Raw genomic sequence first — 26,478 nt, forward strand, 5'->3', positions numbered from 1 at the left:
ACCCTATGTCGCACCTCGGCGGCGCATCTCCGCGCCCTGAGGAGCCAGACATGAACTTGGATGAGAGGAAGCTCGAGCAGCTGCTTGGATTGGTCGTCAACGAACTCGGTGCTGCGTCGAATGCGGCGCTCGTCGTCCTCGGCGACCGACTGGGACTATTCCGCGCGCTGGCCGAAAGCCCGATGACGTCAGCCCAACTGGCCGACCGAACGGGGACTCACGAACGCTACGTTCGCGAATGGCTGTCCGCACAGGCGGCTTCCGGCTTCGTGAGCTACGACGCGACGAACGACACGTTCAGCATGACACCGGAGCAGAAGGCCGTATTCGCGGATGAAAACAGTCCAGTCGCGATGGTTGGCGGCTTCAGCCTGCTGCCGGCAGTCTATCACGACGAGCCGCGATTGGCCGAGGCGTTCAAGACCGGCAAGGGCCTGCGCTGGAGCGATCATTGCAATTGCATGTCCTGCGGCGTCGACCGCTTCTTCCGGCCCGGTTATCGCGCGCATCTGATCGCCGAATGGCTGCCTGCGCTCGACGGCGTCGTCGAGAAGCTGGAGCGAGGTGCCAAGGTCGCAGACGTCGGTTGCGGCCATGGCTATTCGACCCGGCTCATGGCCGAAGCATTCCCGAATTCGGACTTCATCGGCATCGACTACGACGAGGCCTCGATCGACTGCGCACGGACCGAGAGCTCCGGTGCGCGCAATCTGCGGTACGAGGTCGCAAAGGCCCAGGATTTCGCGGGATCGGGCTTCGATCTCGTGACGATGTTCGATGCGCTGCACGACATGGGCGACCCCGTTGGCGCCGCCCGCCACGTTCGTGCCGCGCTCAAGCAGGACGGCACCCTGATGCTGGTCGAGCCGGCGGCGGGCGACAGCCTGGCCGACAATCTCAATCCGGTCGGGCGGGTCTATTACGCCGGCTCCACCCACATCTGCCTTCCGACGTCGCTGAGCCAGGACGTCGGTCTGGGGCTGGGGGCGCAGGCCGGTGAAAAGCGCATCGCGCAGGTGTTGCGGCAAGGCGGCTTCGCGCAGATCGGCAAGCCTGCCGCCTCGCCCTTCAACATGATCCTGGAGGCGCGGCCATGACGGCCGCGCACGTCCTTTGCGCGAGGCGCACCAGCGCGATCGCGGTCCAGCCGCCCGCTGCGGACGCGAGACGAGAACGGCCGTGATTGAGATCATCTCCCACCTCCTTCTCGCCCGCGCTTCGCTGGCCGCCGGCCTGTCCCGGCCGTCCTGGAGGCGGCTGGCTGCGCTCGGCCGCCGCGGATGGCGCGCGTTCCGGACGGTCACCGCGGGGGCGTGAATGATGCCGGCGTGCCAAAGCATGATCCGGAAAAGTGCGCAGCGGTTTTCCGAAAGGATCATGCTTAAACAACAACCTAAAGCGCGGTGCCGATTCATCCTCATCGCATCGCGCTTTAGGCCGCAACCGCCTGCGCCGCCAGCAGCTGCTTCAGCTTCGCCGCGGGCACGGCCGGGCTGAACAGCCAGCCTTGCATCTGGCTGCATCCGAGCTGACGCAGCACCTCGCGCTGGGCCTCGGTCTCGACGCCTTCGGCCGTCGTCGCCATGCGGCGGGCGGCGGCCATGTGCACCACCGCCTGCACGATCGGCGATGAGTCCTCGGGCTCGCCGATGTCGCTGATGAAGCTGCGGTCGATCTTGATCTTGTCGAACGGGAAGCGGTGCAGATAGCTCAGCGAGGAATAGCCGGTGCCGAAATCGTCGAGCGCGATGCGCACGCCGAGCTCGCGCAGCTGCTGCAGGATCGTCAGTGCCTCCTCGTCGTCGCGGATAAGCACGGTCTCGGTGATCTCGAGCTCGAGCCGTCCCGGTGCGAGCCCCGACTCAGCGAGCGCGGCCGCGACCTTGAGCGCCAGCGTCCGCGAGCGGAACTGGACCGGGGAGACGTTGACCGCGATGTGAATCTGGCCGGGCCATGAGGCGGCTTCGAGGCAGGCTTGCTTCAGCACCCATTCGCCGATCTCGCCGATCAGGCCGGTGTCTTCCGCAACGGGAATGAAGTCCGCGGGCGAGACCAAGCCGCGCTCGGGGTGGCGCCAGCGCAGCAGCGCCTCGCAACCGGTGACCACATTGGCCGCGAGGTCGACCAGCGGCTGATAGTGCACCTCGAATTCGCCACGCACGAGCGCGTGACGCAGATCGAGCTCGAGCTGCCGGCGCTGCCGTGCCTTGGCGTCGTATTCGGGCGCAAAGAGGCGGAAGGTGCGACGCCCTTCCGACTTCGCCGCATACATCGCCAGATCGGCGCGCTTGAGCAGATCGTCGAGATTGTCGCCGTGGTCGGGCGCGATGGCGATGCCGATGCTGGCATCGGTCGGGATGTCCTGGCCCTTGCAGCTCACCGGCGCGCGCAGCGCCCCGAGGATCGTTTCCGCCAGCGCCGTCAGTTCGGCCGCGTCGTTCGTTCCGGCCTTGACGATGGCGAACTCGTCGCCGCCGAGCCGCGCGACCATGTCGTTGCCGCTCACGCAGGCGCGCAGGCGGTTCGCCACCTGGCGCAGCAATTCGTCGCCGACCTCGTGGCCCAGCGAATCGTTGACGCCCTTGAACTCGTCGACGTCGATGTAGAGGATCGCGAACGGCTTGCCCTGGTCGAGCTCGGCGATGCGGCGCTCCAGATGCCCGCGCAGCAGCACGCGGTTGGGAAGGTCGGTCAGCGCGTCGTAGTGCGCCATATGGGCGATGCGCTCGTCGGCGCGGATGCGCTCGGTGACGTCGTCATGGGTGGCGAGCCAGCCGCCGGCGGCGGCGGGCTGGCTCTTGATCTCGATCAGGCGGCCGTCGGCGGTCTCGACGACGGTGCTCTGGGTCCGGCCGACATTGCTCAGGATGCCGTCGCAATAAGCCTCGACGTCGCCCTCGAACGAGCCGGTGTCGCGGCGGTGCCGGATCACGTCGCGGAAACGGGCGCCGGGCTTCACCACCTCGGCCGACAACCCGTACATCTCGACGTAGCGCCGGTTGCAGACGATCAGGCGCTCGTCCTGGTCGAACATCAGGAGCCCCTGCGTCATCGTGTTCATCGCGGTGTCGAGCCGTTGCTTCTCGAGCGAGAGCCGGTTCGTCATCTGGCGGAAGATCAGATAGAGCGTGAGCACCAGCAGGCCCATCGACAGCACCGCAATGGTGACGAAGAATTTCGTCTGCGAGCGCCAGGTCGCCAGCGTCGCATCCAGCGACCTGGTTGCCACCACCACCAGCGGCTCGCCCGCGAGCAGGCGCGAGGCGACGATGCGGTCCTTGCCGTCGATCGGGCTTGCGAGCTGGGTGGTGACGAAGGTGCGCTCGAACACCGCCATCTGCTCCGGCGTGCCCTTGCGGAAATTCTGCCCGATCATCGCATCCGCATGCGGAATGCGCGCGAGCAGCTGGCCGTTCTGGTGGTGCATCGCGATCGAGGATTCCTCGCCGAGCCCGGTCGAGGCGAAGAAGGATTCGAGCTGTTCGGGCGCGATCGCACGCGAGACCAGCCCGAGGAATTCGCCGTGCGGGCCGGAGACGCGCCGCGCGAACACGATTGCCGGTCCGCTGCCGAGCCGGCCGGGCACGACTTCCACCTCTTCCTGCGAGGCGGGATCGTTCTTGAGCCGGTTGAAATAGCCGCGGTCGGCGACCGAGATGTCGGCGACCGGCCATTGCCGCGACGAGTTGATCAGCAGGCCCCTGGAATCGAACAGATTGGCGCCAGCAACGTCGGACCAGCCGCTGGCCTTGGCGCGCAGCACCTCGTGCACGGCGAGCGTGCCCATCTCGCTGCGGAAGATTTCAGCGGATTCGATGCCGTGGCTCTCGAGCTCGGCGATGATGCTCTTCTGCAGCACCGCAAAGTCCTCGAACTCGTGGTCGAAATGCCGGGCCAGCATGCGGACGGAGTTTTCCAGGCTGTCGCGGCCGCTCTCGATCGCATTCTGCCGGAAGCGGTCGACGGTGAGCGCGGTGCCGATGGCGGTTGCGGCCATCAGCACGAAGCCGCCGATGATCAGCCACGTCAGCGGCGCCCCGCGCCAACGGCGGAGCAACGCGCGCATTCGCGCGGTCCATCGGATCGATGCGCCCATCCAGCCCTCCCGTGGGATGCAAGATGCAGCAAAACCGACAAGACCCCGTTACCATTAAAGGTTAGGAAAACATAAATCGGAGGCCAGCTGGCGCTCACCGCTTGATCTCCCATCGCAGCGCTTCCGCATTTGCCTTGGCGAATATCGACGGCACATCGAAAGTGCCGGTCTTGAGATCATAGCGGCAGCGCCAGTCGGCGAGGCCCTTCACGGCAACGCTCTTCGGATGCTTGTCCATCTCGCCCGACAGCGAGATCACGAGATAGCGGCTGTTGGGCCAGCGGACGCCGAGCCAGCGATAGCCATCCTCCGCGCCTTTCACGAGATTGGCCGAGATGTGGTAGTCGAGCTTCATCCTCTTCGTGTCGGACCGGCTGTGGAAATAGGCCCAGGCGAGATCGCTGAGCGACTTCCTGGTCGCACTCACGACGGCTCCCTTCCCGACATGGTAGAGATAGAGGTCCTGCTCGCCGGAGCCGGTCTTCTGCACCCGCACCAGCCATCGCGAGTCGTCGGTGAAACGGAAGCCCGCCGGATAGGTCTGCTCCGGTTTCAGCTCGGTCATCTCTTCGCCGTGCCGAGCCCAGGCCTGCCACCTGACGTCGGAATCCTCGCTCTCCTTCACGTACTGCTCGATCCTGGTGGCGCCGTCGGGCGAGGTGAAGGCGAGATCCGTGTTGTCGGAGAGGGTGAAGCCGGGCGGCGGGCCGGAGGCAGCACGTGAGGGTGAAGCGGCCATCGTCAGGACCAGCGCCAGCCATCGGGCGGGACGGCGAAATACGGCCACGAGAAAATTCCTTGAAGAAATGCCGCGCTGCGGCCTCGGACGATTGGACGCCGGCGGGGTGACGCCGGTTCATCCCGGGCGCTGGGACGGAGGCTTATCATCCCATCGACCGTCTTGCTGCCGCAGCCAAATCGGCGCACTTTGCCGGCCTCGGCTGATTTGCCACCCAAGGTCCTTTTCAGATGATTACCGCGTCCAAGGCCCTCATTGCCCTCTGTCTGCTCGCGCTGGCCGGCACCGCACTGGTGATCGGCCCGACCGAGCTGCGCCGCCTGTTGCCGTCCGGGACGGAGACCACCGTCGCCGCCAGGCCGGGGGCCAAGCCCGAACCCAAAGCTGAGGCCAAGGCCGAACCCAAAGCGGAGGCCAAGGTCGAGCTCAAGCCGGAACAGCCAAAGCTCGCCGGCGGCTCGCCGCCGGTCCCGGCCCCCGAGCCGAAGGCGGGCGCGCTGGCCGAGACGCAGAACCAGGTCACGGCCGCGCTCGCCGATCTCGCGCCGGTCAAGCCGCCGCCGGCGGTTGCGGATAGCGGCCCTCGTTTCGACGTCGCCCGCGTCGACGATCACGGCGAGGCGGCGGTGATCGCGGGCCGCGCCACGCCGGGGGCAAGGGTCGAGCTGCTGCGCGACGGCAGGCCGCTCGATAGCGTCGTCGCGGACGCCTCGGGCCAGTTCGTCATGACCCCGCCGCAGCTTCCCTCCGGTTCCTATGAATTGACGCTCCGGGCCAAGGCACCGGACGGCACGGTGACCGAGTCCGGCCGGACCATGCCGGTGACCATCGCCGCGGCGGCGCCGCGGCCCGCACCGGCCGCGAGGCAAGATGCAGGACAGGAGCCGAAGCAGGCCGAGAAGCCCGACGACAAGCCGGATGTCGTGGCCGCCCTGCCATCGGCCTCGCCGCGCCTGGCTTCAGTGCCTGACAGGCAGGCGGCCCGGCCGAGGCTGATCGGCGCGCCGAAGCCCAAGGTGCTGGCGCGTGCGCCGGCGGCCAACACGGTCGCATCGGCCTCGCCGGCGGACGTGCTCACCACTGCGCCGGCGCAGTCCGGCGGCAGCCGGGTCATTGCCCGTGGCGACAGTCTGTGGGCTCTGAGCCGGCTCGCCTACGGTGACGGCGCCCGTTACGCGGTGATCTTCAAGGCCAACCGCGACAAGATCAACAACCCCAATCTGATCTATCCCGGCCAGACTTTCGTGATGCCGCAAAAGGCGGAGTGAGGGCACGCTCGGTCCTCTTCCCCCGCCCAACCCCTGCCCAATCGGGCGTCTTGAACGTTGGGCCGCAGGCAATCCGCTTCTCGGATACAATTGCCTGTCTACGGGCAGGGTGAGCGGTCGCCCGCGACGCTGTGCCCTGTGTCTCTCCGGAACAATCGGTTCCCTTGCGCGTCATTGTGCTGCGACGCATTGCGCTTGGCGCTGGGAGGAGGCCGAGGTGGTCAGGTCAGCGATCAAGTCGGGACGCATGGGATTGGCACTGGCCGGCGCGACCCTCGTGATTGCGGCAGTGTTGCTGCCCAATAAGGCGGAGGCGCAGTTCGGATTGCGCGGCGGTCCGCTTGGCGTTGCACGCTTCGCGGTCGGCCACATGCTCGGCCTGTCGCGGCTGCGCCACTCCCGCATGGCCGTGCGCGGCAGCAGATACCGCTCCGCTGCGCTGAGGTCGCAAGATCCGCGCGGGGCCGAGCGCGGCCAGCTATCCAATCCTTACGTCCTGCGTGCTGCGCTCACGGCGCAGGCCGCGCTATCGGGCTGGCATGGCGGCCGACGCCCGCAGGGTTGGTGGCGCCATCCCGACGGCAGCTACGGCTGGGTCGGCCCGGTGTTCTGGCCATTCGCGCATGACGATCTCACCACCGCGATCATGTTCGGCGACTCCACCAGCCTCTCGTTCTACGGCTATGGCGACATCTATGCCGCGATCTTCTCGCCCTACGCGGCGACGGAGCTCGCCGCCTACACCGCGCCGCAAAGCCGGCGCGGACGAAGGGTTCCGACGGCGGAGACGCTCTGCGAGGCCAGCGACACCGGCGGCCTCCGGGTCGACCGCATCGCCGCGGCCGTGACACCGAACGAGTTGCAGCGCACCGCGCTTGACGAGCTCGCATCCGCCTGGAATGCGGCGCGCGACACCATCCGCACCGCCTGCCCGGCGCAGGTCCCCGTGAATGCGTCGGAGCGCCTCGGCCTGATGCGCGAGCGCCTCGAGGCCATGATCAAGGCAACGGAGACGATCGAAGCGCCGCTGGCGAAATTCGTCGGTCTCCTCAATGACGACCAGAAGGCCAGGCTCGATGCCCTTGCCAACGAGCGTCGCGCCGCGCTTGCCGCGGTTCAGCGCAAGGACGCGCAGGCAGTCGCCGCCTGCCACCCCGACTACGATCCCCGCTATGACGAAAAGGCGCAGCGCCAATACGAGCAGCTCGTCCAGCAGCAATGGCCCGCAAACGACATTGCGTCCACGCTTCACCTCGACGAGGTGGCCCGCGCCCGCCTCGAGGTGCTCCAGGACACCACCCTGCGCAGCATGCAGACGCTCAGCGCCTGCCCGACAGAGCCCGCTGCGACACCGCAAACCCGTCTCCCGGCCGTGAAGGCGCGGCTGCAGACGATGCTGCAAGCCGTGGGCGATGTCACCGATGCGCTCGACGATTTCGAGGCGGATTTGAGCGACGAGCAGAAGGCCGGGTTCGAGGCGATCGGGCCGAAGCGGGGGGCGTGAGGGCGACGCGGAGACGCTCGCGCGAGAGCTGCCAAGCATGATCCGGAAAAGTGCGCAGCGGTTTTCCGAAAAGATCATGTTGAAACAACAATCTAAAGCGCGATGACGATTCATCCTCATCGCATCGCGCTTTAGCCGACCTCCCGCCGAACCTTCGCCGCTGCGTCGCACATGGCCTTCAGCTTCCCGAACGCAGTCGCACGCGGCATGTATTTCATGCCGCAATCTGGTGCCGGTACGAGACGATCCGGTGAGACATATTTCAGCCCGTTGCGGATGCGCTCGGCGACGGTATCGACGCTCTCGATCGCGGGATCCGCGAGGTCGAGCACGCCGAGCATGATCTTCTTCGACGACAGGTCCTTGAGCACGCCGAGGTCGAGCTTCGGCTGCGCCGCCTCGATCGAAATCTGGTCGGCGGTGGTGTCGTCGAGCTCGGCCAGGAAGGAATAGCCGGCCGGCTTGTTCGAGCCCGGCACGACCGCAGCATAGCCAAAGCAGAGATGCACCACGGTGGGCACCGTGATCCCTTGCAGCGCGCGATTGATCGCCTTGACGGCATAGCGCTTGGCGAGCTCCGGATTGTTGCGCACCCAGGGCTCGTCGAGCTGGATCACGTCGGCGCCGGCCTTTTGCAGATCGAGCGCCTCGGCATTGACGGCCTCGGCGAGAGCCATCGCGAGCTCTTCCTCGTCCTTGTAGTACTCGTTCTTGGCCTGCTGGCTCATCGTGAACGGGCCGGGAAGGGTGATCTTCGCCGCACGTTCCGTGTTCTTGCGCAGGAACTGCATGTCATGCAGTTCGACCGGGCCTTTGCGCCTCACAGGGCCGACGACGCGCGGCACCGGCGTCTGGGTGTTGCCGGTGCGCGCCACGATCATCGCGGGATTGTCCCCGTCGATGCCGTCGAGCGCGGTGGCGAAGCGATTGGAGTAACTCTCGCGGCGGATTTCGCCGTCGGTCACGATGTCGATGCCGGCGCGCTCCATGTCGCGGATCGCGACGATGGTGGCATCGTCCTGGGCTTCTTCCAGGTGTTCCGGCGGCAACCGCCACATGTCGTGCAGGCGTGTGCGCGGCACCACCTTCGACAGCATGGCGCGATTCACCAGCCATTCAGGCTGCGGATAGCTGCCGACCACGGTGGTCGGCAGGATGTGCGTCGGCATGGGCATGGGGTTCTCCTTCTTCTTATTGTCGAGGCCTGTCGTTGTTGAGCGCGCCAGTTCAGGCCGCGCGCGTTGCCGCGGCCGATCCCTCGTCCTTGACGGGATTGCGCAGGATGCCGATGCCGGAGATCTCGATTTCGACGACGTCGCCGCCCTTCATCCACAACGGTGGCGTGCGATAGGCGCCGACGCCGCCGGTCGTGCCGGTGACGATCACGTCACCGGGCACCAGCTCGGTGAAGGTCGAGCAATAGGCGATCAGGGCCGGCACGTCGAAGACGAGATCGGAGATCGGAGCCTTCTGCACTTCGACGCCGTTGAGCCGGGTGATCAGCGTCTGCTTTGCGATATCGGTCAACTCGTCGGTCGTGACCATCCACGGCCCGAAGCCGCCGGTGCCGGCAAAATTCTTGCCCGGCGCGAATTGCGAGGTGTGCCGCTGCCAGTCGCGGATGCTGCCGTCATTGTAGCAGGCATAGCCGGCGACATGGCTGAGCGCAGCCTCACGCGAGATGCGCCGGCCGGCCTTGCCGATGATGACGGCCATCTCGCCTTCATAGTCGAAACGTTCGGATTCCAGCGGCCGGATCATCGGCTGGCCGTGGCCGACCTGGCTGTTGGCGAAGCGGGTGAAGATCATCGGATGCGCCGGCGTCGGATGGCCGCTCTCGGCCAGATGGGTGGCGTAGTTGACGCCGATGCAGAAGATCTTGTCGGGATCGGGAATGGTCGGCAGCAGCGCGACGTCCTGCAACGCGTAGTCGGGCTTCTCGCCGGCAAGTTTCCTCAACTCGTCGAGCGCCCCCTTCGCAAGCAGCGCCTTCAAGGTCGGATATGCCTTCAGGCGCTTGCCGGCATCGATGACGCCTTTGTCGGTGACGATGCCATAGCTCGCCGTGCCTGATATCGTGAAGCTTGCGACTTTCATTGGTCAAACACTCTCTTCGATGGAGGAAACATAGTCGTTGATCGGAAGCGCGATCTCGCCGCTGCGAATCGGAACGCATTGCGGCGGGAAATCCTGGCGGAGGCGCGCGCCGGCGACCTCGGCGCGGTCGAGGAATTGCTCCAGGTGGTCCATGGCGCTGGTCGGCAGATCGTGCAGCACCATCAGCGTCCAGGGTTGCCGGCTGCACTGGTCGAGGGCGCGCTCGGTCCAGCCCTCGGGGTCGTCCCAGTCGCGCGGAATGGAATTCCAGAGCACGCAGCTGTGTTTTTTGCGCGCGAGATGGTCGACGACGGACGGCTTGAGCAGCCGCTTGTCCAGATTGCCGCCGCCACCGAACGGCCGGAACCAGCGCTGCGGATGTGCGAGATCGCCAATCGCGACTTGCGTGCGTCCGATCTCGCTCTCTGCGGTATCGCGCCCCGATTGCTCGCCGAGCGGAATGCTATGCGTAAAGGTGTGATTGCCGATCCAGTGCCCTTCGCGGTGTGCACGCTCCGCAAGGCGGCGCCGCTCGGGATCGGCGAGCTTCTCGCCGATGACGAAGAAGGTGGTCTTGATCCCGCGTTCGCCGAGAATGTCGAGCACGCGTGGCGTCACGTCAGGGTCGGGACCGTTGTCGAACGTCAGGGTCAAGTCGTACACGCGAGTACCTCAGGTCGCCGGCTGCATCGCGCCAGAGGCGATGTCGTCGTTGGCCTGACCGGCGCGGGTGCCGGTCTGCCAGATCGCCGCCTTGCGCTCGATCCACCGGATCACGGCGTTGAAGCCGATCGCAAGAAACAGCACGAGGAGCACGCCTGCGAACACGTGCGGGCTGTCGAGGATTGTCCGGTAGCGCGAGATCAGGTAGCCGATGCCCGCCGAGGAGATCAGCATCTCCGAGACGACGACGCCGACGATGACCAGCGCACCGCCGACGCGCAGACCCGACAGCACCGTCGGGATTGCCGCCGGGATGATGACGCGGACCAGCCGCTGGCTCAGGGTCGCGCCCATGCTGCGGGCTGCGAGCAGGAGTTGCGGATCGATGGTCTGGATGCCGGCGGCAGTGGCGAGCATCGTCGGCAGGAAGCCGTAGATCGAGGCGAATGCGATCTTGGATTCGGAGCCGATGCCGAGCCACACGGTGAAGACGGGATAGAGGATCACGAGCGGCACCGCATAGAGGCTCGACACCATCGGCATGATCAGCACGCGCGGACGCGGCAGGCTGCCGACGATGGCGCCGAGCAGGATGCCGCCTCCGCAGGCGAACGCCATGGAGACCACGACCTCGTAGAGGGTGACAGCAAGCGCATGACCGTATTCGCCCGCGTCGGTCCATCCCGCGATCAACGTGGACGACAGCGACGGCAGGAACAGTTCCGGGATCAGCCCGGCGCGCGGCAACAGCTCCCACAGCGCGATCAGGCCGATCACGATCAGATGTCGCAGCGTCTTCGCGCTTATCCTGGCACTCATCTCCGCCTCACGCCGATTTGCGGATGTGCCGCCAGATGCGGTCCCGCAAGCTCCCGAAGGCATCGCCGCTCAGCATCTCGTAGGTGCGCGGCCGCGGCAGCTGGACCTGGAGATGGTCCACGATGCGGCCGGGCCGTGCCGACATGACGATCACCTCGTCGGCGAGATAGACGGCTTCGGTCAGGCTGTGCGTCACGAAAACGACCGTCTTGCCGGTCGCGGCCCAGATGCGCAGCAGCTCGTCGCCCATGGTCATGCGCGTCTGTTCGTCGAGCGCTGCGAACGGCTCGTCCATCAGCAGCACCGGCGGGTCCTGCACCAGCCCGCGCGCGATCGAGACGCGCTGCTTCATGCCGCCTGACAGCTCGTGCGGATGACGTTTGCCGAAGCCTTCGAGCCCGACCAGCTTGAGCGCATCCTGCGCCTTGGCTCGCCGCTCGGCCTTGGGGACACCCCGCAACGCCAGCGGAAACTCGACATTGTCCTCCGCCGTCAGCCACGGAAACAGGCTCGCCTCCTGGAACACCACGCCGACCCTGTCGGGGTCGGGCTGCAGGATCGGCGCGCCGCTGATCGTGATGGTGCCCGCGGTCTGCTGGCGCAGCCCCGCCATCATCATCAGAAGGGTCGACTTGCCGCAGCCGCTAGGGCCGACCAGCACGACGAAGCGGCCGGGCTTGATCTCGAGCGAGACGTCCTCCAGCGCGACGACGTCCTGCGACCGGGTCTTGAACACCTGGCCGACATTCTTCACCTCGATCGCGCCGGCGCGCGCGGCGGGCTTGAGCGGGGTCACGTTCGCCAATGGCTGCATCGCGTTTCCACCCATCTGACAAGTTCGTTGAAGGTCATGGCGATCGCGGCGACCATCACGACGCCGGCGAGGAGCTGCTTCATCTGGAAATTCTCGCCCCAGGTCGCGATCTGGTGTCCGATGCCGTCGCGCGAGGCGTACATCTCGGCGAGGATCACGCCGGTGAGGTTGAAGATCATGGAGATCCTGAGCGCTTCCAGCAGCACCGGCAGCATGCTCGGCAGGTAGACGCGGAACGCCGTCTGCATCGGCGTGGCGCCGTAGGAGCGCGCCACCGTCAGATGCTCGACCTTGACCGACTCCACCGCCGTGGTGGTCGACATGATCACGATGAAGATCGTGGAGAAGAAGCCGAAGCCGACCTTCTGGGCAAAGCCGACGCCGAACACGAGGATGAACATCGGCAGGAAGATCGATTTCGGGATGCTGAAGGCGAAGAACAGCAGCGGCTTGGCGACATCGGCGAAGTAGCGGTTCTCCGCCACCAGAAAGCCGATCACCGCGCCGAACGGCACGGCCAGCGCGAACGCGGCCAGCACCTCGGTCGCGGTCACCATAAGGTCCTTCTGCACGGCCGCGCGCTGCAGGAGATCGCCGAGCGTCACGAACGTGTCGGACGCCGACGGCAGCAGGCGCGGATTGACGATGCCGGTGCGCGACAGCACCTCCCACAGCGCCAGGATCGCGACGATGATCGCGATCCGCGCGAGGTTGATGGCAAGCGTGCTCTGCATCGCCGACTACTTGGTCGGGACGGGCTTGAACTTGGTCGAGATCACGTCCTCGACCGGCACGATGTCCTTGAGCCCGCCGAGCTTGGCGAGGTCGAGCGAGAGCTGCACCGCCGCGCTCACATTGGCCGCGCCCATGTCGCCGCTGGTCTCGAGCTTCATGATCGTGTTGTCGTATTCGAGAGCGGCGATCTCCGGCGGCATTTCGTAGAGTTCGGCGATCAGCTTGACGGTGACGTCGCGATTGGCGCGCATGAACGCGACCGCGCCGTAGAGGGCGTTCACCGCCTTCTGCACCAGCTGAGGCTTGGCCTCGGCGAACTTGTCGAGCACGATCCAGCCCGCGGTGAGGTTGGGCGGAACCGCGGTCGCGTAATCCAGGATGGTCCTGGCTTCGCCTGATTTCGAGATCTGGAAGCTCAGCGGCGAATAGACCACGGCGGCCTCGACATTGCCGGCCAAAAGGTTCGGCACCAGGCCGCCGCCGCCGACGGGGACGCGCGTGAAGTCGATCTTCTTGTCCTGGATGGTCCACAGCGCAAGCAGGTCCGAGCCCGAGCCGGCCGCGGTGATCGCCACCTTCTTGCCGTTGAGGTCCTTGACGTCGAGCGTCGATTTGGTCGGCACCATCAGCTGCCAGCCGAAATTGCCCATCGCGGCATTGGCGACGATACGCGACATCACGCCCTTCTTGCGGCCGGCGGAGACCAGCGATGGCGGATCGAGGATGATGTCGGCCGCGCCTGCGGCCATGCCTTCGAACGTCTCCGCGCCGCTGCGATAGATGGTCAGTTCGGCCTTGATGCCTTCCTTCTCGAGCAGCTTTTGCCGCACGGCGGTCTCGGCGATCGTCGTCGGCCAGTATGTTTTCGTGGGCAGGCCGACGCGAATGGTGTCGGCGGCGCTCGCGGGGCCGGCGAAAATTGCGGCGGCGACGAGCGACATGAACGCGTGACGGCGATTGATCTTCATTGTTTCCTCCCGGTCTCTCTTTTTTGTGTCGAATTTCTAGGGATCGTCAGGTCGTGCGGCTCACCTCCGCAATGCGCGAGGCGGCGAGCTCGACGAATTCCTTGGTGATGCCGAAATGCTTCGACAAGGCGCGAACTGCCGCATCCGCGTCGCGTTTCATCACGGCAGCGACGATCGCCTCGTGCTCGGCCTCGACGTCGCGCGGCTTGCCGCCGAGCTCGCGTCGGATCGACAGACGCCGATATCTCTCGCTCTGCTCGTGCAGCACGTCGCGGAAGCCGAGCAGCCATGGCGAGCCGCAGGCGTTGACCAGCGCGCGATGGAAAATGCGGTGACGGATCACCCATTCCTCGTAATGCACGGTCGGATCATCGGGGTAGTGATAGGGGACGGCTTTCAGATCCGCCCAGGTCGACTTCACCGACGCGAGCCAAGCGTCATCGCCCCGCTCGATCGAACGACGCAGCGCGAGACCCTCGATGTCGATCCGGGTCTGTGTCACATCGGCGAGATCGGCGAGCGACACCGGGCTCACGCGGAAGCCGCGCTGGTCCGAGGCCTGCACCAGGCCGTCGGCGACGAGGCGGGACAGAGCCTCGCGCACCGCCGCAAGGCTCACCGAAAACTGCTTGGCGAGGCCGGCGATATGCAGCTTCTGACCCGGCAGCAGCCGCGTCGCCAGGATATCGGCGCGCAACCGCTCATGCAGCGCCGACGTCAGGCTGCGCGGACCATCCCCGGGGTTTCCGGACATATCGAACTGAAGCGGACCCATCGCGGGATGATTGCAAGGCGGCCCCTCGCGGTCAACAGAAAATCGAAAATCGATTTTTCTGGCGTCTCCTGGTTGAGCATGAGGAGCAGCGGCACGCTCGGCGTGATCACCCGCACGCCCAGTCGAACTTCATATCCCTGAAGTCGAGCTGCGCGTTGCCGCCGCCGAAATTGCAGCCGCCGAGATATTCCTCGAACTCGACGTAGAACGGGCTCATCTCCGGCACGGCCTGGCAGGGCCGCATGGTGCCACCGAGATGATTGTGGGCGTGGTCCCTGGTCCAGTCATGCAGGCGGAAATTGTCGCGGCCCGGCCTGCCGCCGACATAATAGTAGTAAGGCTGATAACCGGTCGGCGGATTTTCGCGAACGTGCTCGTCCTGCGGTCCCTTGCCGGCATTGGGGTCGTTCGCGCGCGGCGTCAGCGCGATCGCGCGATTCTCGCTGAGATCCGCGCGCGGCGGAGTGGCGAACATCTTCCTCGCGTAAGGCGGCGCAGCCTCGAAGAAGGCGCTCGCGCCGCCGACGTCGAGCCAGCGCGGCCGCTCGGCCGTCGCCAGAGTCAGCGGTGCCGGCGGCGTCGCGAACGCACCCTCGTATTCGGCCCGCGTCAGCAGCAGCGCGGCATATTCGTAGTCGAGGATGTCGGTCATGCGCGACAGGCGTGGATGCGAGGCGCGCGCCATCACCGCTTCGCGGACTTCGGGATCATCGGGCGCGCCGCCGTCATTGTGATCGGGTGCCGTGGCAAAGAACGACACCGCGACGATGTCCTCGCCATGCACGCGATAATCCTCCGGCAGCAGCAGCGTGAAACCGTGCATCAGCGGATAGCCCGTGACGGGATCGAGCGGCCACTCTTCGCTCGTAATTCCCGGCGGCACCCCATAGACCCAGCCATGATCGCGCGCGCGGTCGGCGGGCCGGTCCAGCATCTGCAAATCATAAGCGTGCGAAGGCAGGGCAAATGCCACGGGTCGTCTCCCATCCGGATTCAGCCTCGCCGTTGAGGCGAGGGTTGGTCGCGGGGAGGACCGATGTGGTTCGGGGGATGCTACCATCCCGGCGGTGTTTCGCGCGACGTGTCAAACGCTTCGGCACCCGCGTGAAGGCCCCGCTAACCCATTGATTTTCCAACCCCCGTCTACTGTGCATGGGGTTGTTTTCGCACTTTTTGTTTGCGGCTAGCCTCGCATGCGCACCGCCGCGGCATCCACCGCGTTCTCCACCTCCTCGCGCCAGCTCAAAATCTCCATTGCCAGCACGGGGTGATTGAAGCCCTTGAGCTGGAGATCGTCGAGGGCGCGTGCCTCGACCCAGGGCTCGACCATGCCGTAGACGCGGCGGCTCACCACGATCTGGTTGGGCCTGGCTTCGCCGCAGAGGCGGGAGGCGAGGTTGGTGACGCTGCCGATCGCGGCATATTCCAGCCGCTGCTCGAAGCCGACCTGGCCGAGCGTGGCATAGCCGAGCGCAATGCCGATGCCGAAGCCGAGGCTGTGCCCGCGGTTGCGCCAGCGCTCGGTCAAGGGGCCGATGGTGTCGCGCATCTCCACCGCCATCTTCACCGCGCGCCTGGTGTGGTCCTCGAACTGGATCGGCGCGTTGAAAAGGATCATCACGCCGTCGCCGGCATATTTGTCGAGCGTGCCCTCGTACTTGAAGATCAGCTGGCCGAGCGCTGCGTGATATTCGCGCAGCACGTTCATCGCCTCTTCCGGCTCGGTCGCTTCCGTGAACGCGGTGAAGCCGCGCAGGTCGCAGAACACGACCGTGACCTCGCGGCGCTGGCTGGTGAGCAGCCCCTCGGGACTGTCGGAGGAGGCGATCAGCTGCGCCACCTGCGGCGCCAGGAAACGCTCGAGCTTGCGGATGCGCTCGATCTCGCCGAGCTGGGTCCTGACGCGCGCCTCCAGCGACTTGTTCCAGTCCTTGAGCTGCTCGGTCTGCTCGCGCAGCTTGTCGGCCTGGGCGCGCACGGTTTTGTTCGCCGCCTCCAGCGCGTGGCTCTTGTGGTCGACCTCGCTGAACAGCCGCGCATTGCGCATCGCCAGCACGGCCTGGTTGGCAAAGGTGCGCATCAGGCCGATGACGCTGCCGGCGAACTCGCCGCCGGCGCGCCGCAGCACCACCAGCGAGCCCAGCGTGCCCTGCTGGTCGATCAGCGGCACCACCAGCACCGAGTTGAAGCCGGCAGCGAGCGCGACCTCGCGCAGCGGCTGCTCCGCGGTCTCGCCGAGCTCGGCAAGCGCGATCGGCTCGCCGCTGTCGGCGGCATCGCTCAGGATGTTCTCGCCCTGCGCGATGGTGACATGCGCGCCATCGGCGGATTTGTCGATGCCGTTGGCCTCGACCAGGTTGAAGCGGCTCGCCTCGGCGTCGAAGCCGTAGATCAGCACCGCGTCGGCATGGGTGATCTCGATCGCACGGGCCGCGATGGTCGCAAGCACGGCGTTGAGATCGAGCGAGGAGGCCACCGCGCGGCCGACCTCCTCCAGCACCTTGAGCTCGTGGATCGACTGCGCGAGGTCGCGGGTGCGCTCCTCGACCTTGGTCTCCAGGTTCGAATAGGTCTCCTGGATCTGGTCGGCCATGCGGTTGAACTGCCCGGCGAGGTCCTCCAGCTCGTCGGAGGTGTGCACGTCGATACGGTGGCTGAAATCGCCTTCGCCGAGCTTGTGCGCGCCGTCGCGCAGCGCCGTGATCGGGATGATCATGCGGCGCGCCAGCAGCGTACCGGCCAGGATCGCGACCATCAGGCCCATGCCGATCAGCAGCGCGATGCGCACCAGCTGGTCGCGGATCGGCATCAAGGCCTGCGTCGTCGGCTGCTCGAACAGCACGCTCCAGCCGAGCTTCGGCACGATGCTCGCGGCGCTCATCACCGCATGGCCGTTGAAGTCGGTGCCGGACGTGTCGGGCTCGTGGCCGGGCGCGATCGCGGCCGCAACCTGCGGCAGCCTGGAGAGGTCCTTGCCGATTTCGGGCCCCTTCGAGGACGTCGCCAGCACGCGGCCGCGTGGATCGACGACATAGGCAAAGGCCGCCTTGCCGACCTGGGCGTCCGACAGGAAGTCGGAGAGGAAGCTGAGATCGATCTCGGCCACGGTGACGCCGGCGTTGAAGCCGGAATGCGCCACCGAGATCGACATCAGCGGCGTCCGGTCGGCGAACCAGGCCGGCGCATAGCTGACGCCGCGGGCGACGGCGTCGGTGAAACGTATGTCGCGGGAGAGGTCGGCATTGCCGCCGGTCGTGGTCGACTGCCGGGAGACGCGCAGCACCTCGCGGCCATCGCCGTTGAGCTGGTACAGCTGGTTGACGTCGGAGACCTGGTGCAGCAGCTGGGCGTAGTCGGCGCGGCGCTTCTCCAGCGTGTCCTGGCTCGCCCGCGTCACCCAGCTGATCTGGCGATCGAGCTCGGAGATCGACTGCTCGATCCGCCGGGCGGCTGCCTGGGCCTTGTCCTCCATCCCGTCGGTCAGCTGTGTCCGGGTGGCGCGGTAGGAGATCCAGGTCTCCATCGCCCCGTTGACGGCGAGGACGAACACGACGAGGCCGACGAGGGAGACGACGTATTTGGCGAACAGGCCCCCGCGCAGAGATCGTGTCTTGTCGTTCGCTCCTGCCATCCCGATCCTCTCGCGCCGCCATCGACGCCGGCGCTGCGGGCCGTTCTACCACAATTTGGGCCATGGGGCCGTGGCGGGTCCGGCGGACCGGCCGGTGTGGTTACTCCCTGCGGACTTCCGGGCCGATGGAAGAGGGGAATTGCCGCAGCCTCATCCCGCTCGGAGCAAGCCGCAGGGGTCGAAGCCGATGCAAGGATCTGCCCGTGACGTCCGGCACAACAGTCCTTCGGTCAGCGATTGAAGAGCTGCCGCAGCACGTCGTTCATTGGCTGACTGTCCTGCTGCGCCAGCGGCGGGTCCTCCAGAGCGGGGGCGGCAGGCGAGGCCTGCGGTGCCGGCGTGGAAGGCGTTGCCGGTACGCTGCGGCTGCGGCCGGGGCCGGTGCCGGTTGCTGCGCCACTGGAAAGCCCCTGCTGGATCAGATTGCCGATCGCCTCCCCCAGCGGGCCGCCGAGCAGATTGTTCTGCCCCGGCTGCTGGGCTTGCGGATTGGCATTGCCGGGCACATTGCCGCCGCCGGGCGCGGGGGTGCCACCCAGCCCGAGGCTGCCCAGAATGTTGCCGAGCCCGGCGCCGTCGGGGCCGAACAGGCCCTTGCCCATCTCGCGCAGCTTGGCATAGGCGGCGTCCGGATTGTCCAGCATGCCGGCCATGTCGGGATAGATCCGCGGCTGCGACCAGCTGCCCTGGATCATCACGGGGATACCGAAGCCGACCGGCTCGGAGGTGCGGCCCTGGCCTTCGGTCGTCATCACGAGCTTCGGCTCGACGCGAAAGCCCATCATCTTGGTGTCGAGCGCGATGGTGCCGGCGCCGGTCACGCGCACCAGCGGTCCGATCAGATTGAGATCGGTCGTCACCGCCTGACCCTTGTCGATGCGGAAGGAGGCCGAGAGCTGCGACAGGTCCGTGCTCTGTTCCTGGCCGGGGTCCTGATTTGCCTGCCAGCCGGACAGCATGCCCGTCGTCAGCGAGCGGATCATCTGAGCGACGTTGATGCCGCGGATCGCGCCGTCCTGGAAATTGACGAAGGCGGTCCCCTGCATGTTCGCCATCAGCGCGCGCTGACTGTTTCCTGCGCTGCGCAGAGCGAGCTTGGCCTGCAGCTTGCCGTCGATGCGGTCGAATTCGGCAAGGCCCTGGAGCAGCGGCAGCGCGCGCACGCCGCCGAGATCGGAATGCATGGCAAAGCTCGGCGCACCGCTGGTCGCATCCAGGATCACCTCGCCCGAGACCTGGCCGCCATAGGCGCCGAGATTGGAGGTGCCGGCCTTCAGCACGCCGCCGGCGAGCTTGGCGTCGAGCGCCAGCGGCGCGATGCGCGCATCGCCGATCAAGGCTTCGTTCGCGGAAATCCGCAACTGCGCGTCGACATAGTTGAGCCCGGACACGTTGATCGGCGCATCGCTCCAGGGCTGCCCGGCCGTGCCCTGCGGCGATTTCGCCAGCGGCATCGCGAGCCGCTGGAAATCGAGGTCGACCTTGACCAGAGGCTTGCTCGCAATGTCGACCGAGGCCCAGCCGTTGAATGCGCCGTCGCCGAGCTTGCCATTCACGCCGTTGATCATCACGACATCGCCATTGAGCCGCATCTCGGCGTGACCGGTGAGCTGGGACTTCAGCACGTCAGGCATGTCGATGGCGAAATCCACGGGAACCGTCGGCCGCTCGGCCGGCGACGCCGGCGGCGCTGCCTTGATGTCGAACTTGGTCGGATGATCGCCAACGCGCGCGGTGCCGGTGATATTGACCTTGCGGTCGCGGTCGACGGTCGCGTCGGCGTTGATGGCGCTGATGCGGCCCTCGACACGATCGCGCAGGCGCGAGAATGCAACTTCGCCGTCGATCACCTTGATGCGGTCGACGGTGGCGCCATTGGTATCGAGCGCGAGCGGCTTCGACGGGGCGCCGGCACTCGGCAGGCGCTCACGCAGCAGCGGCTGGTAGAGCACGGGATGGGTGACGACGAGCTCGCCGATCTCAGGGCGGCCGGACCATATGCTTGCGAGCGACATGTCGGCCTGCACACTGTCGACCGTCAGGCGCGTGATGCCGCTGCGATCCCTGGGGTCGGCAAGCGTGAGGTCGTTCAGGGTGACGTTCAGCGTCGGCCACAGGCTGATCTTCGTGGTGCCGTCGATCGACAGGCGATAGCCGGTCGCGCTCTCGACGCGCGAGGCGATCGTGGCGGTCAGGAAGCCCGAGGGGATTCCCACCATCAGCAGGAGCGCGATCACGATGATGACGGCGGCCAAAGCTCCGCCGGCGAATTTCAATGCTCTCATGTCGACTTTCCAACGACGGGTGATCGGCGTCGAATCCGCAGATGACCCGTCCTTTGCGCCTGAGTTTACCCCCGGACGGGAAGCGGCTCCAAGCGCGTAAAAATAGTCGGGGGGTGCTGCAAAGTTATGTGACTTATGACACACTTCTCCGGCGCGGTTTTACGCGATCCTGAAGTTGATGGTTTCAAGCGATTTGACAGGAACAGTGACCAGGACGTTCACAAGGACATTGAAATGAGCAAGCAGGCCGAATTTGCGGTCATCCTGAAGATGAACCCGATGTTCGCCGATCTCGGCGCAGACGAGCTCCAGCGGCTGTCCAATCTCTGTCACACCCAGCATTTGGGGAATGGCGAGGTGCTGTTCCAGAAGGGCGATCCCGGGGACGCGCTGTTCGGCGTGCGCCGCGGCCAGGTCCGCATCGAAACCGGCGCCTCCGACGGCAGCCGGCTGACGCTGAATTTCATGGGGCCGGGCGACCTATTCGGCGAGGTCGCGGTGCTGGACGGCCAGAGCCGCACGGCGGACGCCACCGCGGGAGAGACCAGCGAATTGTTCGTGCTGCGGCGCGAAGATTTCCTCGGTTTCCTCGAGCGCGAGCCAAAGGTCGCGATCAAGATCATCGCACTGCTGTGCCAGCGCATCCGCTGGCAGAGCGAGCGCATGGAGGAATCCATGCTGCAGCCGCTGCCGGTTCGCCTGGCCCGGCGGCTCTGCGCGCTCGCCGCCGATTTCGGCTCCGAGGTCCACATCTCGCAGGAGCAGCTCGGCGTCTTCGTCGGCGCCGCCCGCGAGAGCGTCAATCGCCAGCTTCAGGCCTGGCGCAAGGAGGCGATCCTCGATCTCCAGCGCGGCCGGATATTGCTGCGGAACATGAACAAGCTGACCGCGATCGCGCGGAACGAGTAGGGGAGGCGGCTTCCGGCACCCTGATCGCGCGACGGCGTAGGGTCGCCCGTCGTCGCGTTCTTCGATAATCGTGCCGACGCTTCCCCGCGCCAGCCGGTGCTCCCGGAGGTTTGCGAGCGATGCGACAACGTCCAGTGCTCGCGGCGCACTCATCATCGCACCCAACAGGCGACGTCGTCGCTCGAGTCGCGCGATCCTACTCAGCCGCCGGGTGCACGATATTCTTCGGTACGCGGGGCGCCTCCGCTGGTGCCGCTCCGTGATGATCGTCCGTCTCCGCATCCTCGCTGTGCACGATCAGCCGCTTGGCGAAGCGCCAGATCAGGGCGCCGAAATCGTCCATCACCATGAACATCGCGGGCACGAACACCAGCGACAGGATGGTCGAGAAGATCAGGCCGCCGATCACCGCGAGCGCCATCGGCGAGCGGAACTCGCCGCCGGCGCCGACTGCGAGCGCGCTCGGTATCATGCCGGCGGCCATCGCGATCGTGGTCATGACGATCGGCCGGGCGCGCTTCATGCCGGCGTCGATCATGGCCTCCTCGCGCGGCTTGCCGGCGCGAATGGCTTCGATCGCGAATTCCACCAGCATGATCGCGTTCTTGGTGACGATACCCATCAGCATCAGGATGCCGATCCACACCGGCGTGGTGAGCTGCTTGCCGGTGACGAGCAGGGCGGCGATGGCGCCGCCGATCGAGAGCGGCAGCGAGAACAGGATGGTGATCGGCTGCAGGAAGGTGCCGAACAGCAGCACCAGCACGGCGTAGACCATCATCAGTCCCGCCGTAATGGCGGTCGCGAAGCCGTCCGACAATTCGTTCAGGCTTTCGGCGTCGCCGGAGGGCGAGACCTTCACGCCCTTCGGCAGGGTCTTCATGACCGGAAGGTCGTAGATCTTCTTGGTGGCATCGCCGAGCGCGGCGGAGCCGACGAGGTCGGCCGCGACGGTTGCCTGCCGCTCGCGGTCGTAGCGGTTGATGCTGGTCGGACCCTGATCTAGCTTGACATCGGCGATGACCGAGAGCGGCACGCCGCCCTTCTCGCCGCGCTCGCCGAGCGGCACGCGCAACTGTTCGAGCGTCTTCAGATTGCCGCGCGCGGCATCCTCGAGCTGCACCCGGATCGGTACCAGGCGATCGCCGACGTCGAACTTGGCGAGCGCAGGGCCAACGTCACCGATGGTGGCGACACGGATGGTCTGCGACAGGCTTTCGGTGGACACGCCGAGCCGTGCGGCGAGATCGGCGCGCGGTTCGATACGCAGCTCGGGACGCTCCAGCGAGGTCTCCGAGATCACATTGGCGATGGTGGGGATGCGTTTCATCTGCGTCGCAAGCTCGCTCGCGACGTTGTTGACGATGTTGGGGTCGACACCGGTCACCACCAGCGAGATCGCGCGCAGGCCGTTCTCGTCCAGGAACCAGAAGCGGATATCAGGAACGTTCTCCAGCTCCTGGCTGATCGAGAATTCAAGCTCGCGCTGGGTGATGTCGCGGCTGTTCTTGGGCGTGTAGTTGATGATCAGGGCGGCGCGCCGGACTTCCTGCGTCCCCGGCGGGACGCGCCCGCCGTCGACGAAGATGCTCTTGACCTCGGGCCGCTTGCGCAGGCGCGCGACGATGTCCTCGGTGACCTTTTCGGTGTAGGCGAGCTGGGTGCCCGGCGGCAGCTCGAGGGCGAGCAGCGAGCGGGCGCTGTCCTGCGCCGGCAGAAAGCCCTGCGGCAGCAGCGTGATGCTCCAGATCGAGGCGGCGAAGACGCCGAGGCCGATCAGCACCGTGATGAAATGGTGCTTCACCGACCAGGCCACGATCCGATGATAGGACCGCAATATCCGGCCGGGCGGCGGTTCCACATGCGTATGGTGCTTGAGGAAGTAGGCTGCCAGAACCGGGGTGACGAAGCGGGCCGCGAGCAGCGAGAAGAACACCTGCACCGAGACGGTGATGCCGAACTGCTTGAAGAACTGTCCGGCAATGCCCGACATGAAGCTCGCCGGTGCGAAGATCGCGATGATGGTCAGCGAGATCGCGATGACCGCGAGGCCGATCTCGTCGGCGGCCTCCAACGCGGCACGGTAGGGCGACTTGCCCATGTTCATGTGCCGGACGATGTTCTCGATCTCGACGATGGCATCGTCGACGAGAATGCCGGTCGACAGCGTGATGGCGAGGAAGCTGACGAGGTTCAGCGAAAAGCCGAGCAGGTCCATCGCCCAGAACGCCGGGAAGATCGACAGCGGCAGCGAGATCGCGGCGATGATGGTCGCGCGCAGGTCGCGCAGGAACAGGAGCACGATGACGACGGCGAGGATGGCGCCTTCGAACAGGGTCGAGATCGCCGCGTGGTAATTGCCCTTGGTGTACTCGACCGAGGTGTCGATCAGCTTCAGGTCGACCTCGGGATAGGCGGCTTTCAGCGCGTCGATGCGTTTCTGCACGGCTTCGGCGACCTTCACGTCGCTGGCGCCCTTGGAACGCTTGATGCCGAGCGCGACCACCGGCTCGCCATTGAAGCGGGCGAAGGTGCGGCGGTCGGCGATGGTGTCGGTGACGGTGCCGAGATCGTCGAGCCGGACCTCGCCGCCGCCGAACAGCGGGATCATGGTGCCGGCGAGATCGCCCAGCGTCTTGGCGCCTGCGAGCGTGCGGATCGCCTGGTCGTTCTTGCCGATCTCGGCGCGCCCGCCGGCGACGTCGACATTGGTGCCGCGCAGGCTCTGGCTGACATTGACGGCAGTCAGGCCCATTGCCTGCAAGCGATCGGGATCGAGCGAGACCAGGATCTCGCGCTCGACACCGCCGATGCGCTCGACCTGCGCGACGCCGCGCACGCCCTGAAGCGCGCGCTTGACCACGTCGTCGACGAAATAGGAGAGCTGCTCCGGCGTCTTGCCGGGCGAGATCGCGGCATAGGTGACGATCGGCAGGCCGATGACGTCGACGCGCTGGATCAGCGGCTCGGTGACGTTCTGCGGCAGGTTGGAGCGCACGCGCGTCACCGCGTCCTTGACGTCGTTGAGCGCGCGGTCGGTGTTGGTCTCGAGCGCGAACTGGATCGTGGTGACCGACAGGCCGTCGGTGATCGAGGAGGTGATGTGCCTGACGCCCTCGACGCCGGAGACCGCGTCTTCAACCGTCTTGGTGACCTGGGATTCGAGCTCGGCTGGCGCTGCGCCAAACTGCGAGACCGCAACCGAGATCACGGGGATGTCGGCCGAGGGCAGCCGCGTCACTGCAAGCTTGGTGAAGGAGGTCCAGCCGAGAACCAGGAGGATGATTGAAAAGACGACGGACGGCAGCGGATGACGAATCGACCATGCCGAGATATTGAGAGCCATCAGCGTACCCGCGTGCGATCGAGTTCATCGGCGAACATGGTCTTGATCTGGTCGCCATCATGGAGCGAAGAGCCGGCGTCGGCCACGACGATTTCGCCGACCTCGAGCCCTTCCAGGATTTCCGTCGCGCTGTCGGACGACAGTCCGACCCGCACCTTGCGCGTCTCGACAATGTTGCCTTTGACGACCTGCACCATGAGATGATCGATCGCCGTCTTGGGGATCGAGACGCCGCAGCTGCGCTTGGCGTCGATCGAGGCGCGGGCGAACACGCCGACCTTGAGTGATGGATTGTTGGTAACGCTGATGCGGACGCGCCCGAGCTGGGTCGTGCGGTCGATTTCGGGCGCGACCAGCCGGACGCGTCCGATCAAATCGGGCGCGTCGTCGCGGCTGATGCGCACGGTCGCGCCGGAACTGAGCTTGGACATGTGCACCGCCGGCACCTGGGCGTCGAGCTCGATCTCGTTGTTGACGGCGATGCGGAACATCGGACCGGCTTGCGGCGAGGCCGGCGCGCCGACGATGGTGCGGACCTCGGTGACGAGCCCCGGCGCAGGTGCTCTCAACGAGATCGGGCCTTGTTGGCCGGGTCGCTGCGGCTGGCCCGGGATCTGCGGCGGCGCAGTCAGGCGCGCCAGCTCCTGGTTGTCGGCGACAACGGCGCCCTCGGTGACCAAGAGGTCGGTGACTCTCGAGCCTTCCTGGTCGGCAACGACCACCGCCTCGCGGCGCGGCACGAAGAAGCCCGTCACCCGCACCAGGTCGGAGAAGCAGGCGTTGGTCGACTTCGTCACGATGACGAGCGCCTCGCCCGGCGTCTCCTTCGCTTCCGGGCGATGCCGATGCTCGAACAGATAATAGCCGACGCCGAGCACGGCGACGAACAGCACGGTTCCGGCCGGCTTGAGATATTCGGTCAGATTCATCGCCGGATCATCCTGGCCTGGCTCACGGCCGTCCGCGCGAGGCCCAGACAGAGCGTTTCCCTGAAATAAAGCGTCCCGCAAGGTTGCGGGACGCGCTTTGGAAGCGAGACCTTACACCACATCACGACTTTTCACTGTAAAGGATTACGTCCGGCTCACTTCGACGCGGTAGTCTTGTTTTCCATGTTGACGACCTGCACGCGGCGGTTGACCTCTGCCAGCGGTTGGCTCGGATTCTTGAGCTTGCTCTTGCCGTAGCCGACGGTGACGAGATCGGTCGCGGAGATGTTGTATTTCTCGACGAGGTAGCGCTTGATCGAATCGGCGCGACGCTCCGACAGGTCCTGGTTGTAGGCTTCGCCGCCGGCAGCGTCGGTGTGGCCGGCGACCACGAAGGTCGAGCCCTTCAGGTCGGGACTGGTCAGCGCCCGACCGAGTGCCTGCACCGATGGCATCGACTTGGCGCTGATGTTGGCGGAGTTGTAGTCGAACGTGATTTCGAGATCGATGTTCGGCTTGTCCTTGACGACTGAAGCGATTTCCTCGCGCTCGGTCGACGACAGCGAGCGTGTCGAGCGGCCGCGCACGGACTGAATCAGCTTGGTCTCCGCCGCGTTCGGCGCGGATTCGGTCTGCGGGCCAATCGAGAGGCCGCGGGTCAGGGGCTTCTTGGCCGGCGGCGCGAGCGCGCGGACGATCTCGTCCTCGGTCACATTCTTGCTGTTGCCGTCATCGCCCGCGTACGCGGCTGAGCGCGGCAATGACAGAGCGGCGCCGACGATGATGATGGACAGGATCGCGGTAAGTCCTTTTGCAGCCAATCTCATAGCCAGTCCCTCCTGCTCAGCCGGCTCGCGTGCTTCCAAATTCCAGCAACAAGCCCAGAAAAGGCCTCTTGCG

General features: G+C 66.1%; 20 protein-coding genes. 4 read left to right on the forward strand and 16 right to left on the reverse strand.

Translation table 11 applies throughout. From position 1 onward, the window contains the following. The first annotated feature begins 50 nt into the window (after positions 1 to 50). Positions 51 to 1,097, forward strand: a complete 1,047-nt coding sequence (locus ACM42_RS09410; RefSeq protein WP_271527657.1) for a class I SAM-dependent methyltransferase — start codon at positions 51 to 53, stop codon at positions 1,095 to 1,097. Between the two features lie 335 nt (positions 1,098 to 1,432). Here ACM42_RS09410 and ACM42_RS09415 read toward each other — a convergent pair whose 3' ends face one another. Together ACM42_RS09415 and ACM42_RS09420 are read right to left on the reverse strand one after the other, a co-directional pair. After that, positions 1,433 to 4,096, reverse strand: a complete 2,664-nt coding sequence (locus ACM42_RS09415) for a bifunctional diguanylate cyclase/phosphodiesterase (RefSeq protein WP_271527658.1) — start codon at positions 4,094 to 4,096, stop codon at positions 1,433 to 1,435. A gap of 94 nt (positions 4,097 to 4,190) precedes the next feature. Beyond that, positions 4,191 to 4,883, reverse strand: coding sequence for a hypothetical protein (locus ACM42_RS09420; protein WP_271527659.1), 693 nt, complete (start codon positions 4,881 to 4,883; stop codon positions 4,191 to 4,193). 182 nt (positions 4,884 to 5,065) lie between these two features. Between ACM42_RS09420 and ACM42_RS09425 the strand changes: the two genes are divergently transcribed. Beyond that, positions 5,066 to 6,103: a LysM peptidoglycan-binding domain-containing protein gene (locus ACM42_RS09425; RefSeq protein WP_271527660.1), complete on the forward strand. Its 1,038-nt coding sequence runs from the start codon at positions 5,066 to 5,068 to the stop codon at positions 6,101 to 6,103. A 247-nt stretch (positions 6,104 to 6,350) separates the two neighbouring features. Then, positions 6,351 to 7,607: a Spy/CpxP family protein refolding chaperone gene (locus ACM42_RS09430; protein ID WP_271527687.1), complete on the forward strand. Its 1,257-nt coding sequence runs from the start codon at positions 6,351 to 6,353 to the stop codon at positions 7,605 to 7,607. A 131-nt stretch (positions 7,608 to 7,738) separates the two neighbouring features. Here the strand turns inward: ACM42_RS09430 and ACM42_RS09435 are convergent, their stop codons facing one another. The 11 genes from ACM42_RS09435 to ACM42_RS09485 form a co-directional block, all read right to left on the reverse strand. After that, the gene (locus ACM42_RS09435) at positions 7,739 to 8,782 is read right to left on the reverse strand and encodes a uroporphyrinogen decarboxylase family protein (protein WP_271527661.1); all 1,044 of its coding nucleotides are present in this window, start codon (positions 8,780 to 8,782) and stop codon (positions 7,739 to 7,741) included. A 52-nt stretch (positions 8,783 to 8,834) separates the two neighbouring features. After that, positions 8,835 to 9,704 carry a fumarylacetoacetate hydrolase family protein gene (locus ACM42_RS09440; protein ID WP_271527662.1) on the reverse strand — a complete coding sequence of 290 codons (870 nt, stop codon included), beginning with the start codon at positions 9,702 to 9,704 and terminating at the stop codon, positions 8,835 to 8,837. Between the two features lie 3 nt (positions 9,705 to 9,707). Further along, positions 9,708 to 10,367, reverse strand: a complete 660-nt coding sequence (locus ACM42_RS09445; RefSeq protein ID WP_271527663.1) for a polysaccharide deacetylase family protein — start codon at positions 10,365 to 10,367, stop codon at positions 9,708 to 9,710. Positions 10,368 to 10,376: 9 nt separating this feature from the next. Beyond that, a complete protein-coding gene (locus tag ACM42_RS09450; RefSeq protein WP_028178796.1) occupies positions 10,377 to 11,186 on the reverse strand; it encodes an ABC transporter permease in 810 nt (269 codons plus the stop codon). A 7-nt stretch (positions 11,187 to 11,193) separates the two neighbouring features. Then, positions 11,194 to 12,000 carry an ABC transporter ATP-binding protein gene (locus tag ACM42_RS09455; RefSeq protein ID WP_271527664.1) on the reverse strand — a complete coding sequence of 269 codons (807 nt, stop codon included), beginning with the start codon at positions 11,998 to 12,000 and terminating at the stop codon, positions 11,194 to 11,196. Continuing rightward, positions 11,979 to 12,734 carry an ABC transporter permease gene (locus ACM42_RS09460; RefSeq protein WP_028178795.1) on the reverse strand — a complete coding sequence of 252 codons (756 nt, stop codon included), beginning with the start codon at positions 12,732 to 12,734 and terminating at the stop codon, positions 11,979 to 11,981. Before ACM42_RS09460 ends, ACM42_RS09455 begins: the two co-directional genes overlap by 22 nt. 6 nt (positions 12,735 to 12,740) lie before the next feature. Further along, the gene (locus tag ACM42_RS09465; RefSeq protein ID WP_271527665.1) at positions 12,741 to 13,703 is read right to left on the reverse strand and encodes an ABC transporter substrate-binding protein; all 963 of its coding nucleotides are present in this window, start codon (positions 13,701 to 13,703) and stop codon (positions 12,741 to 12,743) included. A 46-nt stretch (positions 13,704 to 13,749) separates the two neighbouring features. Then, the gene (locus tag ACM42_RS09470; RefSeq protein ID WP_271527666.1) at positions 13,750 to 14,457 is read right to left on the reverse strand and encodes a GntR family transcriptional regulator; all 708 of its coding nucleotides are present in this window, start codon (positions 14,455 to 14,457) and stop codon (positions 13,750 to 13,752) included. A 127-nt stretch (positions 14,458 to 14,584) separates the two neighbouring features. Next, positions 14,585 to 15,451, reverse strand: coding sequence for a hypothetical protein (locus ACM42_RS09475; RefSeq protein ID WP_271527667.1), 867 nt, complete (start codon positions 15,449 to 15,451; stop codon positions 14,585 to 14,587). 210 nt (positions 15,452 to 15,661) lie between these two features. Continuing rightward, entirely contained in the window at positions 15,662 to 18,109 is a 2,448-nt protein-coding gene (locus tag ACM42_RS09480) for an adenylate/guanylate cyclase domain-containing protein (RefSeq protein WP_271527668.1), read from the reverse strand. Positions 18,110 to 18,339: 230 nt separating this feature from the next. Further along, positions 18,340 to 20,394: an AsmA family protein gene (locus tag ACM42_RS09485; protein ID WP_271527669.1), complete on the reverse strand. Its 2,055-nt coding sequence runs from the start codon at positions 20,392 to 20,394 to the stop codon at positions 18,340 to 18,342. A 234-nt stretch (positions 20,395 to 20,628) separates the two neighbouring features. Between ACM42_RS09485 and ACM42_RS09490 the strand changes: the two genes are divergently transcribed. Next, the gene (locus tag ACM42_RS09490) at positions 20,629 to 21,303 is read left to right on the forward strand and encodes a Crp/Fnr family transcriptional regulator (protein WP_271527670.1); all 675 of its coding nucleotides are present in this window, start codon (positions 20,629 to 20,631) and stop codon (positions 21,301 to 21,303) included. Positions 21,304 to 21,499: 196 nt separating this feature from the next. On the opposite strand, the gene ACM42_RS09495 is transcribed toward ACM42_RS09490, so the two are convergent. The 3 genes from ACM42_RS09495 to ACM42_RS09505 all read right to left on the reverse strand — a co-directional run bounded on the left by ACM42_RS09495 (position 21,500) and on the right by ACM42_RS09505 (position 26,405). Continuing rightward, complete coding sequence (locus ACM42_RS09495) at positions 21,500 to 24,649, reverse strand: efflux RND transporter permease subunit (protein WP_271527671.1); 3,150 nt, start codon at positions 24,647 to 24,649, stop codon at positions 21,500 to 21,502. Continuing rightward, positions 24,649 to 25,578, reverse strand: a complete 930-nt coding sequence (locus ACM42_RS09500) for an efflux RND transporter periplasmic adaptor subunit (RefSeq protein WP_271527672.1) — start codon at positions 25,576 to 25,578, stop codon at positions 24,649 to 24,651. The genes ACM42_RS09495 and ACM42_RS09500 overlap by 1 nt, the downstream gene beginning before the upstream one ends. Before the next feature lie 155 nt (positions 25,579 to 25,733). After that, positions 25,734 to 26,405: an OmpA family protein gene (locus tag ACM42_RS09505; RefSeq protein WP_271527673.1), complete on the reverse strand. Its 672-nt coding sequence runs from the start codon at positions 26,403 to 26,405 to the stop codon at positions 25,734 to 25,736. Positions 26,406 to 26,478: the final 73 nt, after the last annotated feature.

Source organism: Bradyrhizobium sp. CCBAU 25338 (assembly GCF_028128965.1).
Taxonomy (GTDB): domain Bacteria; phylum Pseudomonadota; class Alphaproteobacteria; order Rhizobiales; family Xanthobacteraceae; genus Bradyrhizobium; species Bradyrhizobium liaoningense.

Coding starts and splice junctions, on each gene's coding strand:
- ACM42_RS09450 (WP_028178796.1), bottom strand. CDS start 11,186: ATGAGTGCCAGGATAAGCGCGAAGACGCTGCGACATCTGATCGTGATC.
- ACM42_RS09470 (WP_271527666.1), bottom strand. CDS start 14,457: ATGTCCGGAAACCCCGGGGATGGTCCGCGCAGCCTGACGTCGGCGCTG.
- ACM42_RS09485 (WP_271527669.1), bottom strand. CDS start 20,394: ATGAGAGCATTGAAATTCGCCGGCGGAGCTTTGGCCGCCGTCATCATC.
- ACM42_RS09465 (WP_271527665.1), bottom strand. CDS start 13,703: ATGAAGATCAATCGCCGTCACGCGTTCATGTCGCTCGTCGCCGCCGCA.
- ACM42_RS09500 (WP_271527672.1), bottom strand. CDS start 25,578: ATGAATCTGACCGAATATCTCAAGCCGGCCGGAACCGTGCTGTTCGTC.
- ACM42_RS09455 (WP_271527664.1), bottom strand. CDS start 12,000: ATGCAGCCATTGGCGAACGTGACCCCGCTCAAGCCCGCCGCGCGCGCC.
- ACM42_RS09410 (WP_271527657.1), top strand. CDS start 51: ATGAACTTGGATGAGAGGAAGCTCGAGCAGCTGCTTGGATTGGTCGTC.
- ACM42_RS09440 (WP_271527662.1), bottom strand. CDS start 9,704: ATGAAAGTCGCAAGCTTCACGATATCAGGCACGGCGAGCTATGGCATC.
- ACM42_RS09490 (WP_271527670.1), top strand. CDS start 20,629: ATGAGCAAGCAGGCCGAATTTGCGGTCATCCTGAAGATGAACCCGATG.
- ACM42_RS09505 (WP_271527673.1), bottom strand. CDS start 26,405: ATGAGATTGGCTGCAAAAGGACTTACCGCGATCCTGTCCATCATCATC.
- ACM42_RS09435 (WP_271527661.1), bottom strand. CDS start 8,782: ATGCCCATGCCGACGCACATCCTGCCGACCACCGTGGTCGGCAGCTAT.
- ACM42_RS09430 (WP_271527687.1), top strand. CDS start 6,351: ATGGGATTGGCACTGGCCGGCGCGACCCTCGTGATTGCGGCAGTGTTG.
- ACM42_RS09495 (WP_271527671.1), bottom strand. CDS start 24,649: ATGGCTCTCAATATCTCGGCATGGTCGATTCGTCATCCGCTGCCGTCC.
- ACM42_RS09480 (WP_271527668.1), bottom strand. CDS start 18,109: ATGGCAGGAGCGAACGACAAGACACGATCTCTGCGCGGGGGCCTGTTC.
- ACM42_RS09460 (WP_028178795.1), bottom strand. CDS start 12,734: ATGCAGAGCACGCTTGCCATCAACCTCGCGCGGATCGCGATCATCGTC.
- ACM42_RS09415 (WP_271527658.1), bottom strand. CDS start 4,096: ATGGGCGCATCGATCCGATGGACCGCGCGAATGCGCGCGTTGCTCCGC.
- ACM42_RS09425 (WP_271527660.1), top strand. CDS start 5,066: ATGATTACCGCGTCCAAGGCCCTCATTGCCCTCTGTCTGCTCGCGCTG.